This window comes from Rufibacter psychrotolerans (assembly GCF_016924645.1).
In the GTDB taxonomy this organism is placed as follows: Bacteria; Bacteroidota; Bacteroidia; order Cytophagales; family Hymenobacteraceae; genus Nibribacter; species Nibribacter psychrotolerans.
Genome location: NZ_JAFFJV010000003.1, coordinates 309,779 through 324,237, shown reverse-complemented (window position 1 = coordinate 324,237; position 14,459 = coordinate 309,779). Strand labels below are relative to the sequence as shown.

The 14,459-nt window shown below is 51.2% G+C and carries 13 protein-coding genes; 11 read left to right on the top strand and 2 right to left on the bottom strand.

What is annotated here, in order from left to right; genetic code table 11:
- Positions 1 to 38 precede the first annotated feature (38 nt).
- From prmC to rfbA, 7 genes are all read left to right on the top strand, one after another.
- Positions 39 to 896, top strand: a complete 858-nt coding sequence (gene prmC / locus JT718_RS04185) for a peptide chain release factor N(5)-glutamine methyltransferase (protein ID WP_205500612.1) — start codon at positions 39 to 41, stop codon at positions 894 to 896.
- 139 nt (positions 897 to 1,035) lie between these two features.
- On the top strand, positions 1,036 to 1,635 hold the full coding sequence (locus JT718_RS04180) for an acyltransferase (RefSeq protein ID WP_205500611.1): 600 nt from the start codon (positions 1,036 to 1,038) through the stop codon (positions 1,633 to 1,635).
- 2 nt (positions 1,636 to 1,637) lie between these two features.
- Positions 1,638 to 2,927, top strand: coding sequence for a nucleotide sugar dehydrogenase (locus JT718_RS04175; protein WP_205500610.1), 1,290 nt, complete (start codon positions 1,638 to 1,640; stop codon positions 2,925 to 2,927).
- Between the two features lie 9 nt (positions 2,928 to 2,936).
- Positions 2,937 to 3,968, top strand: a complete 1,032-nt coding sequence (galE, locus tag JT718_RS04170) for a UDP-glucose 4-epimerase GalE (RefSeq protein WP_205500609.1) — start codon at positions 2,937 to 2,939, stop codon at positions 3,966 to 3,968.
- 1 nt (position 3,969) lies between these two features.
- Complete coding sequence (gene rfbB / locus JT718_RS04165) at positions 3,970 to 5,016, top strand: dTDP-glucose 4,6-dehydratase (RefSeq protein ID WP_205500608.1); 1,047 nt, start codon at positions 3,970 to 3,972, stop codon at positions 5,014 to 5,016.
- 189 nt (positions 5,017 to 5,205) lie between these two features.
- Entirely contained in the window at positions 5,206 to 6,213 is a 1,008-nt protein-coding gene (locus JT718_RS04160) for an SDR family oxidoreductase (protein ID WP_205500607.1), read from the top strand.
- A gap of 4 nt (positions 6,214 to 6,217) precedes the next feature.
- A complete protein-coding gene (gene rfbA, locus JT718_RS04155; protein ID WP_205500606.1) occupies positions 6,218 to 7,102 on the top strand; it encodes a glucose-1-phosphate thymidylyltransferase RfbA in 885 nt (294 codons plus the stop codon).
- 107 nt (positions 7,103 to 7,209) lie between these two features.
- On the opposite strand, the gene chrA is transcribed toward rfbA, so the two are convergent.
- Together chrA and JT718_RS04145 are read right to left on the bottom strand one after the other, a co-directional pair.
- A complete protein-coding gene (chrA, locus tag JT718_RS04150; protein ID WP_205500605.1) occupies positions 7,210 to 8,385 on the bottom strand; it encodes a chromate efflux transporter in 1,176 nt (391 codons plus the stop codon).
- A 97-nt stretch (positions 8,386 to 8,482) separates the two neighbouring features.
- Positions 8,483 to 9,454, bottom strand: a complete 972-nt coding sequence (locus JT718_RS04145) for an isopenicillin N synthase family dioxygenase (protein ID WP_205500604.1) — start codon at positions 9,452 to 9,454, stop codon at positions 8,483 to 8,485.
- A 105-nt stretch (positions 9,455 to 9,559) separates the two neighbouring features.
- On the opposite strand from JT718_RS04145, the gene JT718_RS04140 reads away from it, so the two are divergent.
- The 4 genes from JT718_RS04140 to JT718_RS04125 all read left to right on the top strand — a co-directional run bounded on the left by JT718_RS04140 (position 9,560) and on the right by JT718_RS04125 (position 14,192).
- Positions 9,560 to 10,429: a hypothetical protein gene (locus JT718_RS04140; protein ID WP_205500603.1), complete on the top strand. Its 870-nt coding sequence runs from the start codon at positions 9,560 to 9,562 to the stop codon at positions 10,427 to 10,429.
- Between the two features lie 375 nt (positions 10,430 to 10,804).
- A complete protein-coding gene (locus tag JT718_RS04135; RefSeq protein WP_205500602.1) occupies positions 10,805 to 11,524 on the top strand; it encodes an ABC transporter ATP-binding protein in 720 nt (239 codons plus the stop codon).
- 12 nt (positions 11,525 to 11,536) lie between these two features.
- The gene (locus JT718_RS04130) at positions 11,537 to 12,781 is read left to right on the top strand and encodes an ABC transporter permease (protein ID WP_205500601.1); all 1,245 of its coding nucleotides are present in this window, start codon (positions 11,537 to 11,539) and stop codon (positions 12,779 to 12,781) included.
- Positions 12,782 to 12,941: 160 nt separating this feature from the next.
- The gene (locus JT718_RS04125; RefSeq protein ID WP_205500600.1) at positions 12,942 to 14,192 is read left to right on the top strand and encodes an ABC transporter permease; all 1,251 of its coding nucleotides are present in this window, start codon (positions 12,942 to 12,944) and stop codon (positions 14,190 to 14,192) included.
- Positions 14,193 to 14,459: the final 267 nt, after the last annotated feature.

The following is a 14,459-nucleotide window of genomic DNA, read 5'->3' as shown; positions in this document are numbered from 1 at the left end:
ATCGGGTGTTTTTTCAGAAATTGCCTAAAACTGACAGTATGCTCACCATTGGAGAGATTTTAGAGAACCTGACCCGCCAATTGCAAACGCTTTACGAAGAGCCTGAGGCCCGCACCATGGCCGAGTGGGTGTTACAGCACGCGTTGAAAGCAGGTCGGTTCGAACTCCTGCAACGCCGGAAAGACCCTGCCCCGGATGGATTGCAAGCCCAGGTGCAGCAGTACCAGGAACGTCTGTTGCAGCACGAGCCCCTGCAGTACGTGCTGGGCGAGGCTTCCTTCTACGGCCGAGATTTCAACGTAACGCCCGCCGTACTGATTCCTCGTCCCGAGACGGAGGAGTTAGTGCAAAAAGTCATCAAAACTTATCAGCGCCAATCCCAGGTACGACTCCTGGACATTGGAACCGGCAGCGGCTGCATTCCCATCACTTTGGCGGCAGAACTGCCTCAGGCGCAGGTCTGGGGGCTGGATGTTTCGCCCGAAGCGTTAGCAGTGGCAAAATCAAACGCCGAAAAGCTGGGTCAGAAGGTAGAGTGGCTACTGCAAGACATTCTTCAGGAGATTCCATCCATCGAGCCTCGAAGCCTGGACGCCGTGATCAGCAATCCGCCTTATGTATTGGAAGAAGAAAAAGCCCTGATGCGGCAAAACGTGCTGAACTTTGAACCTTCACTGGCGCTATTTGTGCCCAACGAAGACCCGCTGCTATTCTATCGGCGTATTGCGGTGGTCGCGCAGCAATTATTGAAGAAAGGCGGAAAGCTGTTTTTTGAGATAAATGAGAAATTCGCGCAGGAAACGAAAGACATGCTGCAGCAGATGGGCTACCAGAACGTGCGGGTATTCCAGGACCTGCGCGGCAAAGACCGCATGCTGGAGGCCGCCTGGGGCTAAATGCAAATTGAGGCGGGGGATTTAAACGCCTGATCTAATAAATATTATAAAAACGCTTACCTTTGCGCTTGCAAAAAAATGATATCCAAAGGGCGCGCTCATCCGTAAAGAGCCCGACTCTTTTGAAAGGAATTTGTTCATGACGCATTCTGCTCCCCCTTACACTGCCCATGAGACCGCCGTTATAGATGAAGGCTGTCAGATTGGAGAGGGAACCAAAATATGGCACTTTTCGCACATCATGCCCGGGTGCGTGATCGGCAAACGATGCAACATCGGCCAGAACGTGGTTATTTCTCCCGGTGTGATCTTAGGGGAGAATGTCAAAATCCAGAACAACGTGTCGGTGTACAGTGGTGTGGTGTGCGAGGATGATGTTTTCCTCGGTCCCTCCATGGTGTTCACCAACGTGCTCAACCCCAGAAGCGCCATCAACCGGCGCGACCAATACCTGAAGACCTTAGTGCAAAAAGGAGCCAGCATTGGGGCCAACGCCACCATCGTGTGCGGTCATACCATAGGGGCCTATGCCTTAATTGGAGCGGGAGCAGTAGTGACCAAAGATGTGCCTCCCTACGCGCTGGTCTACGGCAATCCTTCCAGGCAGCACGGCTGGGTAAGCGAAGCAGGCTATAAACTGGATTTCAATGAGCAGAATGAGGCTGTCTGCCCCGAAACGGGCGAGAAATATATTTTAGCTAATAATCAAGTAACCAAATTATCCATTCAAATAGATTAACTGTGTACCAGCAACTCCTCAACAAAGAAGCCAAACTGGCGGTCATCGGATTAGGATATGTAGGACTTCCCATCGCCCTGGAGTTCGCCAAGAAAATAAGCGTAATAGGATTTGACATCAACGCCAAGCGCGTGGAGTTGATGAAAAACAATATTGACCCAAGTGGTGAATTGGAGTCATCGGCTTTTGAAGGTTGTGATATCACATTTACCCATGAGCTGGATGAGCTCAGAGAGGCGCGCTTTTTCATTGTAGCCGTACCTACTCCTATTGATAACCATGCCTTGCCAGATTTGAAACCTTTGATCGGAGCTTCCACCACGGTAGGGAAAGTGTTGAAAGAAGGGGATTATGTGGTATTTGAATCTACGGTTTACCCAGGCTGTACCGAGGAAGATTGCATTCCAATTTTGGAGCGCGAGTCAGGCCTTAAGTTCCCAACGGATTTCAAAGTGGGTTACTCTCCGGAGCGCATCAACCCAGGCGACAAAGAGCATACCCTTACTAAGATTGTGAAAGTGGTGTCTGGCTGTGACGAGGAGTCTCTGGACATCATTGCCAAGGTGTACGAGCTGGTAGTAGAGGCCGGTGTGCACCGGGCTTCTTCCATCAAAGTGGCCGAGGCCGCTAAAATCATTGAGAACACCCAGCGTGATGTGAACATCGCCTTGATGAACGAGTTGTCCATCATCTTTGATCGCATGAACATCAACACGTACGAGGTGTTGGAGGCTGCCGGTACCAAGTGGAACTTCCTGAAATTCTTCCCTGGTCTAGTGGGTGGTCACTGCATTGGCGTAGATCCTTATTACCTGACCTACAAAGCCAAGTCTCTGGGCTACGATTCCAAAGTTATTTTAAGCGGCCGGACCATCAACGACGGCATGGGCGCTTACGTAGCCAGCAAAGCCATCAAGATGATGATCAAAGAAGGCAAGGCCATTTCCAAAGCCAAGGTGTTGGTGATGGGCGCTACCTTCAAGGAAAACGTGGAAGATATCCGTAACTCAAAGGTGGCCGATGTGATCAACGAGCTGAAAAGCTTTGGGGTGCAGGTAGACGTGGTGGACCCCTACGCCTCTTCCGAGGAACTGGAGCATGAGTACGGATTTGCCCTCACTGAAACCCCCAGCAACGACTATGACGCCGTAGTGGTGGCCGTCAACCACAAGGATTACCTGGGCTTTGACGAAAATTATTTCAAAAGTATTTCCACCGATAACCCGATTGTCATAGATTTAAAAGGGATTTATCGGGGTAAAGTGAATACATTACCTTACTGGAGCTTATAACCTATCATTATGAGTAAGATTCTTGTAACCGGTGGAGCGGGCTATATCGGCTCCCACACCGTTGTAGAACTGGCCCAGGCCGGCTATACACCCATCATTGTTGATAATTTCAGCAACTCTGAAGAGCGGGTGTTGGAAGGGTTGGCGCAGATACTAGGCAAAGAAGTGCCCTGCTACCGAGTAGATTGTACTGATGCCGTAGCGTTGCAGGAAGTCTTCTCAAAAGAAGGAGATATCGCGGGAGTGATTCACTTTGCTGCCTACAAGGCAGTAGGTGAATCTGTGAAAGAGCCTCTGAAGTATTACCACAACAACGTGACCGGATTGATCACGTTGCTGCAGGTAATGGAGGCGAACAAGGTAACGCAACTGGTATTCTCATCTTCCTGTACGGTGTATGGTATTCCAGAGAAGCTTCCAGTAACGGAGCAAACCCCAACCCAGAAAGCCAACTCGCCTTACGGTAATACCAAGAAGATTGACGAGGAGATTCTACAGGATGTAGCCAATAGTGGCAGTTATGCTGTTAAGTCAATTGCTCTGCGCTACTTCAATCCCGTGGGTGCCCATGAGTCAGCGCTGATTGGAGAGTTGCCACTTGGTATTCCAAGCAATCTGGTGCCCTTTATCACCCAGACTGCCGCTGGTATCCGGGAGAGTTTAACCGTGTTCGGTACCGACTACGATACGCCTGACGGGAGCAATATCCGTGATTATGTGCACGTAGTGGATCTGGCCAAAGCCCACGTGGCAGCTATCAAACGTCTGGAGAAACCAGATGCTCTTCCTTATGAGGTGTTCAACATTGGAACGGGCAAAGGCAGCAGCGTACTGGAGGTAATCAAAGCTTTTGAAAACGCAACTGGTCAGAAATTTAACTACAAAATAGGGCCGCGTCGCGTGGGAGATGTACCTGCCATCTACGCCGATGTGACCAAGGCCACGGAGGAATTAGGATTTAAAACGTCTTTGTCGCTGGAAGATAGTCTGGGAAGTTCTTGGGCCTGGCAACAGCAAATGATGACGAATACTTCAAAGTAAGATGAAAATATTAATTACGGGCGGAGCCGGGTTCATTGGCTCCCATGTGGTAAGGTTATTCGTTACCAAATATCCAAATTATCAGATATTCAATCTAGATAAATTAACGTATGCGGGCAACCTGCAGAACCTGACCGACATTGAGAATGCTCCAAACTACACCTTCATTAAAGGTGATATCACAGATCAGGAGTATATCAACGGCTTGTTCCAGGAGTTGCAGTTTGATGCTGTGGTGCACCTGGCAGCTGAGTCGCACGTAGACCGTTCCATCACAGATCCTATGGCGTTCGTACGCACTAATGTGAACGGAACTTGCAACCTGTTGCACGCTGCCAAAGAACTGTGGAAATCAGACTTCTCAGGAAAACTGTTCTACCATATCTCCACTGATGAAGTGTATGGTTCATTAGGTGAGGAAGGTTTATTCACCGAGGAAACCAAGTATGATCCTCGTTCACCTTATTCAGCCTCTAAAGCCAGTTCAGACCACTTCGTGCGGGCCTACTACCATACGTATGGCATGCCGGTAAAAGTGTCTAACTGCTCCAATAACTACGGCCCTAACCACTTTCCGGAGAAGCTTATTCCGTTGGCGCTGAACAATATCAAGAACATGAAACCGGTGCCGGTATACGGGAAAGGCGAAAACATCAGAGACTGGTTATATGTCATTGACCACGCCCGGGCTATTGATGATGTGTTCCACAAAGGTGTGGTGGGCGAAACCTACAACATAGGTGGGGTGAACGAGTGGCGCAACATTGACCTGATTCACTTATTATGTGATATCATGGACCGCAAGTTGGGCCGCGAAGAAGGTACTTCCCAGAAGCTGATCACGTTTGTAACCGATAGAGCCGGACACGATCTGCGCTACGCCATTGATTCCTCCAAAATCATGCGGGAGTTAGGCTGGAAGCCTTCTGTAACGTTTGAAGAAGGCTTAGAGAAAACGGTAGACTGGTACCTGCAAAATGAGGAGTGGCTGGCGAACGTGACTTCGGGCAGCTACCAGGAGTACTACAACGAGCAATACGCCCGCTAATAATCAAGAGTGCGTTTTAGGTCTGTTTCAACAGAAAGAAACCTAAAACGCACTTCTTGTTAGAGGCAATTCCATGGTTTGACAGCAGTCATTTACCAGTATTTTCCTCTCAAATAAAAAAGATCTCTGCCCTTTTGTCAAACAAGCAAAGATTCTTAATTCCTAATTCTTAATTCCTAATTAAGTAAAGTGTACGAGCATCCTTTTCATGACGGCTCTCTGGAGCAGACGTCATTCTTGATAACCGGTGGTGCCGGATTTATTGGTTCAAACCTGGTAGAATACCTTTTAAAGTACAATGCCAAGAAAGTACGGGTCTTAGATAACTACTCCAACGGATTCCACAAGAACCTCAAAGCCTTCCAAGGAAATGAACGGTTAGAAGTGCAGGAAGGTGATATCCGTAATCTGGAAGACTGCATGAAAGCCTGCGAAGGCATGGATGTAGTGCTCCATCAGGCTGCTCTAGGGTCAGTGCCCAGAAGCGTGAAAGACCCCATCACTTCCAATGATGTAAATGTGGGCGGCTTTGTGAACATGCTGGTCGCTACCAAAGAGCAAAAGGTGAAGCGGTTCGTGTATGCGGCCTCTTCTTCTACCTACGGCGACAGCAAATCCCTGCCTAAAGTGGAGGATAAGATAGGCAAGCCACTCTCACCGTATGCCGTTACCAAATACGCGAATGAGCTGTATGCCGATGTCTTTGGCAAAACTTATGGCATGGAGATCATCGGGCTGCGTTACTTCAATATTTTCGGACCGCGCCAGGATCCAAACGGGGCGTATGCGGCCGTAATTCCCTTGTTCATTGATGCGGTGCTCAATAACCGTGGCCCTAGAATGAACGGTGACGGCGAGCACACCCGTGACTTCACTTTCGTGGAGAACTGCGTACAGGCCAACATTAAAGCCGCCCTAGTTACCAACCCCGAAGCCATCAACCAAGTGTACAACATTGCGGTGGGTGACAGAACTTCTTTGAACGACTTGTTCAACATCCTGAAAGAAGAGGCCGGGGTAGACGTAGAGGCAGAATATGGCCCAGAACGTGCCGGTGACATCAGAGATAGCTTAGCCGACATCTCCAAAGCAAGAAACCTGCTGGGGTATGATCCGCAAATCAAAATCAGAGAAGGTCTGCAAAGAACGCTGGCCTGGTTCCGGGAGAATCAAGACTTTATTTACAACCAGAAATAAGAACATGAAAGGAATTGTTTTAGCCGGAGGCTCAGGAACAAGACTGCACCCGCTCACCTTAGCGGTAAGTAAACAGCTGATGCCTGTGTACGATAAGCCCATGATCTACTACCCGTTGTCAACGTTGATGTTAGCGGGGATCAAGGATATCCTGATTATTTCTACCCCGCATGACCTGCCTATGTTTGAGCGTCTGTTGGGAGATGGTAGCCAGATTGGGTGTAATTTCAGCTATCAGGTGCAGGAAGTGCCTAACGGACTGGCCCAAGCCTTTGTGTTAGGGGCAGACTTTATAGGTAATGACAAGGCCGCACTTATTCTGGGAGACAATATCTTCTACGGATCGGGCATGAGCAAATTGTTGCAGGCGAACAATGATCCAGACGGAGGAGTGGTATACGCCTACCATGTGCATGACCCAGAGCGTTACGGTGTGGTGGAGTTTGACGATAACATGAAGGCCATTTCTATCGAAGAAAAGCCCCAGCAGCCAAAATCTAGCTACGCGGTACCTGGTCTTTACTTCTATGACAACCAAGTAGTGGAAATTGCCAAAAATCTGGAGCCCAGCCCCAGAGGCGAGTACGAAATCACCGATGTGAACAAAGAGTATCTGCGCCAGGGCAAACTGAAGGTCGGGATTTTAGACCGCGGTACCGCTTGGTTGGATACCGGTACCATCCAGTCACTGATGCAGGCTGCCACCTTTGTGCAGGTCATTGAAGAGCGCCAAGGCCTGAAAATTGGAGCCATTGAGGAAGTTGCCTACCGGATGGGCTTTATTGATGCCGAGCAATTACAACGGATTGCTGAACCGTTACGCAAGAGCGGTTACGGCGATTACCTGCTGAGCGTTCTGAGAGAACAGAAAGTAGCTGCCAATCTATAAAAACGGAGAAGGCTTTCAAGTCATATCAGTAAAGCCCTGTGAGGAGTACATCTTCACGGGGCTTTCTGCTTTTAAGCTGTTTTCTGGTAAATAGGGCTAAAACCCCTTCAATTAGGGAAGAGCAACCCAACCACCAAACCAGCCAAAATAAGTACCGGAGCCGGAATTCTGGTCCATTGCAGCAACACGAAGGTGGCTACCACCAGACCAAAATTGTAAGGGGTGTTCTCAATGGGGTGGTAGAGCATAATAGCCGCAGCGCAAACCATTCCACAACCTACGGCATTGATTCCTTCCATAGAGGCTTGGATGACCCGGTACTTGCGGAGTTCTTCCCAGAAGCGGATCACAAAGAAAATCAGGAACGTGCCGGGCAGAAAGATGCCAATAGTGGAAACTACGCCTCCAATAATCTGCCCTCCCCAGCCGTAGGGTCGCATGGATAAGGTACCAATGTAGGAGCAGAAAGAGAAAACGGGGCCCGGTAGCGCCTGCACCATGGCAAAACCAGACAGAAACTCCTTGGAACTAAGATAGCCTTTGAATTCCACAAACTCAGTGTACATCACCGGGATCAGGACCTGGCCACCCCCAAAGATGAGACTGCCGTTCCGGTAGAAGTTCTCAAACAACAGTACCGCCCTCAGTTGCGTGTACCGTCCAAGCAAGGCGGCGGCGATCAGAACCCCCAGAAACAGGAAGAAGTTGGCCCATTCTACCCGCATGGGTTTCTTTTCCAGCACCGGCTGGTCCTGGAACCGGAGTGCCGTCAGGCTTCCTCCGGCCAGCAGCAGTGCCGGGAACACCCAAGGCGATCGGAAGAAGAACGAGAGGATGGCAGAGATTACCATGATTATAATACCACCTTTGGTATGCACTACCTTAGAACTGATGCGCCAGGCTGCAAAGGCCACAAAGCCTACTGCCATGGGCTGAATAAACCGGGTAAAGCCCAGCGGAGCACCTTTGCCTTGCAGAAAGGAGATGAGCAGAGCCGCGCCAATCATGATCAAGGCCGCGGGGGCAATCCAGACCAACAGGGTAAGATAGGCTAGGTTAGGGCCCCCAACCTTGAAACCGATGGCCGTAATAGTTTGGGTGGAAGAAGGGCCGGGCAAGATCTGGCAGAGCGCGTTGAGTTCCAGCAGTTCCTTCTCTGTGATGTACCGTCTCTTTTCCACCATCAGGCGCAGCATCATGGCAATATGCGCCTGCGGCCCACCAAACGCGGTGAGCGAGAGATACGCAACATCTTTCAGGAAAATGTAGTTACGAGGGCGCAAATGGTGTGGGCTTGTGACGCGTTTTTAAGCCTTTATTTAAAAATAGGCATAAAAACGAAAGGAGCCCTAAAGGCCCCTTTCTAAATTTTGCAATGGGTTATTTCTTAAGTCCCAGCTCAATCAAACGCTCGTTCAGGAACTCACCGGCGGTGATGTCTGGGAATTGTTTTGGGTTCTGCTCATCAATGCAGCTCTCCAAACAGGTCAGGTCCATTTCAGAGCGTGGGTGCATGAAGAACGGGATAGAGTAGCGGGAAGTGTGCATCAGCTCGCGCGGCGGGTTCACTACGCGGTGAATGGTAGACTTCAGCCTGTTGTTGGTGTGGCGAGACAGCATATCGCCTACATTTACCACAATCTGCTCTGGCAAGGCCGTGATCGGAATCCATTTGCCATCGCGGCGCAGTACTTGCAGACCATCGGCAGAGGCACCCATCAGCAAGGTAATCAGGTTGATATCACCGTGCTCAGCGGCGCGTACGGCATCGGCGGGTACGCTGTCTGGGTCCTCGATGGGGAAGTAGTGGATAGCGCGCAGGATGCTGTTCCCGTTGTGTACTTTGGCATCGAAGTAATCCTCCGGAAGTTCCAGGTACAGGGCAATGGCACGCAGCATGTTCTTGCCGGCGTTCTCCAGCAGTTTGTAAGCCGTAGAAGTAGCTGATTCAAAATCAGGAACCTCGGCGGGCCACACGTTGTCTGGGTACTCTTCCTTCACCGGGTCATTATCCGTCACGATCTGACCTACGTGGTAAAACTCTTTCAAGTCACCGGTATTGCGGCCTTTGGCGTGTTCTTTTCCTTTGCCCACGTAGCCGCGCTGACCAGCCAGCCCCGGAATCTCGTATTTGCTTTTTACGTCATCCGGTAACGCAAAGAACGACTGCGTAGCAGTATACAGACGCTTGGTCAATTCATCGCTTAAGCCGTGGTTTTTAACCGCCACAAAACCGATGTTCTGGTAAGCCTCGCCCAACGCCTGCACGAAAGCCGCCTTGCGGGCCGGGTCGCCGGAAACGAAATCGGCTAAGTCTAACGATGGAATTTCCTCTAATAATTTATCGCTCATGATGTCTTCCTTTGACGTCTTCTTAATTGGTGCTGAAAAGGGCTGCAAGTTACAAAATTTCTATCTTTGAAACATTCTGCGTATTTATACGAAAACCTAACTACTATGAAAAAGAAACATTTGTCTTTTTTGGCAGTAGCCGCCCTGCTACTTGCCTCTGCCTGTGACGGAAAGCGCGCTGCCTCTACCACTGATACTGATACCACCGCTGCCGCGGATCACGCGGGCATGGACCATGATACCGCCGGTGTGCAGCACCAGGGCACCATGGGTACGCCTATGGAGAAAGGCGGCCTGAAAGTTTACTCTTACAGCAACTCCGTTGATTTCCCTGATGCCGATCTGGAACTGAACAGACCCGAGAAAAACGGGAAAGTAACCGGCGACTCGGTGCAGTTTGAGTATGCGGTAAACAACTTCCAGCTGAGCCAGCAGACGCCAGACGCGGGCACCCATGAGCACGCCAACTCCAAAGAAGGCCAGCACATCCACAACATCGTAGACAATGAGCCTTATACCGCCCATTACAAGCCTACGTTCAAGAAAGCCATCAAGCCGGGCCAGCACGTGGTACTGTCGTTCCTGTCTCGTTCTTACCACGAGAGCATCAAGCACAAAGAAGCGTATGACCTGCGCGTGATCAACGTGGGCAATACCACCGGCAACACCGCCAAGTTTGACGAGAACGGCCAGCACCTGTTCTACAGCCGCCCTAAAGGCGAGTACACCGGTGCCGATACCCGCAAAATCATGCTGGATTTCTACCTGGTGAATACTGAACTGGCCAAAGATGGAAACAAGGTGCGCGCCACCATCAACGGCAATGAGTTTATTCTGGATCAGTGGCTGCCGTACCTGGTAGAAGGCCTGCCGATGGGCGAGAACACCTTTAAACTGGAGTTAATTGACAACCAAGGGAAAGTGATTCCGGGTCCGTTTAACACTGTTGAGCGTAAAATAACCCTGAAACAATAAAATAAACTTCTCTTAAAGCAGAAAGCCGCTTCCTTTACCGGGAGCGGCTTTTTTATTGCGCCCAGGAAATGATTTAAGAATGTAGTAGTCTGATTCATAATTGATTAACTTGTGTAAGGAAAGCATTCGCAGATACGGCATAGGGGATAACTGCCAAATATTTGTCTTGAAATTGTTGTAAGAAGTAAAGGGTGAATGCTACAAATAAGGTAGTTGCTTTCACACCGCTGTTTTAGGCCGGTTTTGGAAAAAGCTGGCTTAAAACAGCACATCTTTTTTTGTGGGAGAAGCAACCCAAGCCAATAGAATAGCATCTGTAAAGGAAAGCATTCTAGCCGAAGAGTTTGTAGAAGAGCATTTCAACCCTGATTGACCATGATACAGCTCCAGAACATCCATAAGTATTACGCCATGGCGCAGCACAAACTGCATGTGCTGAAAGGCATTGACCTGCACATACGCGAAGGAGAACTGGTGTCTATCATGGGTTCTTCCGGCTCCGGCAAATCCACCTTGCTCAACATCCTGGGCATTCTGGACGATTTTGACTCCGGAGACTACACGCTGGCCGGAACCCCCATCAAGAATCTCTCCCAAGCCAAAGCTGCTTATTACCGCAACAAGTTCCTGGGCTTCGTTTTCCAGAGCTTTAACCTGCTTACCTTCAAAAACGCCATGGAAAACGTGGCGTTACCGCTCTATTACCAGAAAGTAGGCCGAAAAGAGCGCAACAAACTGGCCCTGGAGTACCTTGACCGTGTGGGCCTGAAGGAATGGGCTGAGCACTCGCCCAACGAGATGTCTGGCGGGCAGCGGCAGCGGGTGGCCATCGCGCGGGCCCTCATCAGCAAGCCCAAACTGATCTTAGCCGATGAACCCACTGGTGCCCTGGACACCGCCACTACCAACGAGGTGATGGAGATTTTCAAGGAAGTAAACCGCGAAGGCATGACCGTGGTAATTGTCACCCACGAAAACGACATTGCCGACCAAACCCAACGCGTGATCCGGCTCAAAGACGGTCTAATCCTGGACGATGGTCTGGGAAACAAAACCGAGGAATTTCTGACGCCAGTTGCTTATTCCCAAGCCTGACACCCGCAGAACATGATTGACATTGACAAATGGCAGGAGATTCTGGGCACCATCCGGAAGAACAAACTCCGCACCTTCCTCACGGCCTTTGGCGTGTTCTGGGGCATCTTCATGCTGGTCATGCTGCTGGGTTTCGGGCAAGGCTTGCAGAACGGGGTGTTCAACCGATTTGGGGACGGAGCCAAAAACGGGATCTTCTTTTCCGGCGGAAAATCTTCCATGCCCCACAAAGGGCTGGGGCCGGGCCGCGAGATAAAACTCACCAACGAGGATCTGGCCACCATCTCCCGCGAAGTACCTCAGGTACAGATCATCTCGCCACGTAACCGCCTCTGGGGCGAGTACACCATCAACTACAAGACCGAGAACGGCTCTTACCAGGTCTTCGGGTCCACGCCGGAGTTCCTGGAGGTGAACGGCGAACGCCTGAAAGTGGGCCGCCTCCTCAACGAAAACGACATCAAAGAGAAACGCAAGGTGATTGTGCTGGGCGAGAAGGTGCGCGAAGTACTGTTCAAAGACAAGACTGGTCTGGAAGAGTACGTGAACATCCAGGGCATCCACTTCAAGGTGGTGGGCATTTTTACCGTACGCGGCAACAACGGCGGCCGGAGGGAGGAACGGGCCTATATCCCTTTCTCCACGCTGCAGACCACTTACAACCAGCCTAACCAGGTGCAACTGGTGGCTATGGTGGCGCAACCCGGCGTGAAAGCGCAGGTGATTGAAGACAAAGTGAAAAGCCTGCTGGCCCAACGGCACAAATTCTCGCCCGAAGATGCCCAGGCGCTGGATATCAACAACGGCGAGAAGGAATACGAGCAGATCATGGGTCTGTTCAACGGCATCAATATGTTTGTGTGGGTGGTGGGCGTAGGCACGCTCATCGCCGGGATTGTGGGCGTGAGTAACATCATGCTCATCATTGTGAAGGAACGCACCCGCGAGATCGGGGTCCGGAAGGCGCTGGGCGCTACTCCGGTATCCATTGTGAGCATGATTTTGCAGGAATCGGTGGTAATCACGGCTTTCTCGGGCTATCTGGGGCTGCTGGCGGGCGTGGGATTGCTGGATCTGATGCGCTATGCGCTGGAGAAATCCGGTGCGGAGCTGCCTTTCTTCGCTAGTCCGGGGGTGAACCTGGGTGTGGCCGTCTCGGCCACGGTGCTGCTGGTGCTGGCCGGAGCCCTGGCCGGACTCATGCCCGCCCTCAAAGCCGCCAGCATTAAACCCATTGAAGCCCTCAGGGCGGAGTAATTCAGAATTGAGAATTAGGAATTAAGAATTAGGAAGTGTTGCAGACAGGTGCCCCCACACCTTCTTCTCCATGAACTCCATAAGCTGTTTTCAACCCGATTTTCGGAAAACAGGCACAAAATAACTGTTGACTCAGAACTCATAACTCAGAACTCCAGAAATGATTGATGTAGACAAATGGGCTGAGATTTACGCCACTGTCAAGAAGCACAAGCTCAGGACGGGGCTCACGGCGTTTGGCGTGTTCTGGGGCATCTTCATGCTGGTGCTCTTGTTGGGCGCGGGCAAAGGCCTGGAGCACGGCATTACCAATGACTTCAACATTGCCAAGAACGCAGTGTTTGTCTGGACCCAGCGCACCAGCGTGCCCTACATGGGCCTGAAAGCAGGCCGGTTTGTGCACCTCACCAATGACGATGTCAAGGCCATTCAGGAGCAGGTTCCGGAGGTGGGCGTTCTCTCACCCAGCAACGGCCTGGACGGAACCTTTACGGTGAGCTACGGCGACAAGAACTCCTCCTTCAACGTGAGCGGCGATTACCCCGAGATGCTGTACGTGGACCCGCTCACCATTTCCACTGGTCGCTTCGTGAACCGCATTGACATTGAGGAGAAGCGCAAAGTGGCGGTGATCGGACCACGGGTGCAGGAAGTGCTGTTCAAAACCGGCGAAGATCCCATCGGCAAATACATCAACATCAAGGGCAGTCATTTCCAAGTGGTGGGAATGTTCACGCCGGTGGGCAAAGGCGAGGACATTGTGTACGCTTCCCAGACCATTTACATCCCCAATACCACGCTGCAGCAGACCTTCAACCAACCTAACCGCATCGGACATTTCAAGATCATTCCGGCCCCGGGCGTACCCGCTGAGGTAGTGGAGGAAAAAGTGAAAACGCTGTTGGCCCAGCGCCACCAGGTAGCGCCTACCGATCTGAAAGCCTTCGGCTCTGCCAACGTGGAGAAAGAATTCAAAGACGTGCAGGGGCTGTTTGCCGGAATCTCGGGCTTCAGCTGGATTGTGAGCATCGGGACCATCATTGCGGGCATCATTGGGGTGGGCAACATTATGCTCATCGTGGTGAAGGAACGCACGAAGGAAATCGGCATCCGGAAGGCGCTAGGGGCTACGCCGTGGTCGGTGATCAGCTTGATTTTACAGGAATCGGTGGTGATTACCAGCATTGCGGGTTTAACCGGGCTCATTGCTGGCACCGGGCTGGTGGCCCTGATTGAGTACCTGATGAACAAGTTCAAAGTGGACGCCGGCTTCTTCGCAAGCCCGGAGGTGGATCCCAGGGTGGCGCTCATGGCGGTAGTGCTGCTGGTGGTCATGGGAGCCCTGGCGGGGCTTATTCCGGCTACCAAAGCAGCAAGAGTGAACCCCGTGGAGGCGCTCAAAGATGAGTAATCAATGGGTTGACTTTTTAATGTGCTGATGTGCTAATGCTGTAGTGGCTGGCGCGAGTCCCCGGACTCGTGACTTTGGGATGATGCGAGTCGCCAGACTCGCCGGGAGCCATGAGTAAATCCGCGCCAAAGAAAATCAACTGTCCCGCTTTCGCTGCGGGGCAGCGAGGGAAGTCTGGAGACTTCCCGTTATCCATAGGCACGAGTTCGGAGACTCGCGCCAGTAGAACCCGATAAGACGAGAAACAACAGGAACCTCTGTTTTTCG

Bases quoted from the DNA above. Each gene is read 5' to 3' on its own strand.
- prmC (WP_205500612.1), top strand. From the start codon at position 39: ATGCTCACCATTGGAGAGATTTTAGAGAACCTGACCCGCCAATTGCAA.
- JT718_RS04180 (WP_205500611.1), top strand. From the start codon at position 1,036: ATGACGCATTCTGCTCCCCCTTACACTGCCCATGAGACCGCCGTTATA.
- galE (WP_205500609.1), top strand. From the start codon at position 2,937: ATGAGTAAGATTCTTGTAACCGGTGGAGCGGGCTATATCGGCTCCCAC.
- rfbB (WP_205500608.1), top strand. From the start codon at position 3,970: ATGAAAATATTAATTACGGGCGGAGCCGGGTTCATTGGCTCCCATGTG.
- rfbA (WP_205500606.1), top strand. From the start codon at position 6,218: ATGAAAGGAATTGTTTTAGCCGGAGGCTCAGGAACAAGACTGCACCCG.
- JT718_RS04145 (WP_205500604.1), bottom strand. From the start codon at position 9,454: ATGAGCGATAAATTATTAGAGGAAATTCCATCGTTAGACTTAGCCGAT.
- JT718_RS04140 (WP_205500603.1), top strand. From the start codon at position 9,560: ATGAAAAAGAAACATTTGTCTTTTTTGGCAGTAGCCGCCCTGCTACTT.
- JT718_RS04135 (WP_205500602.1), top strand. From the start codon at position 10,805: ATGATACAGCTCCAGAACATCCATAAGTATTACGCCATGGCGCAGCAC.
- JT718_RS04130 (WP_205500601.1), top strand. From the start codon at position 11,537: ATGATTGACATTGACAAATGGCAGGAGATTCTGGGCACCATCCGGAAG.
- JT718_RS04125 (WP_205500600.1), top strand. From the start codon at position 12,942: ATGATTGATGTAGACAAATGGGCTGAGATTTACGCCACTGTCAAGAAG.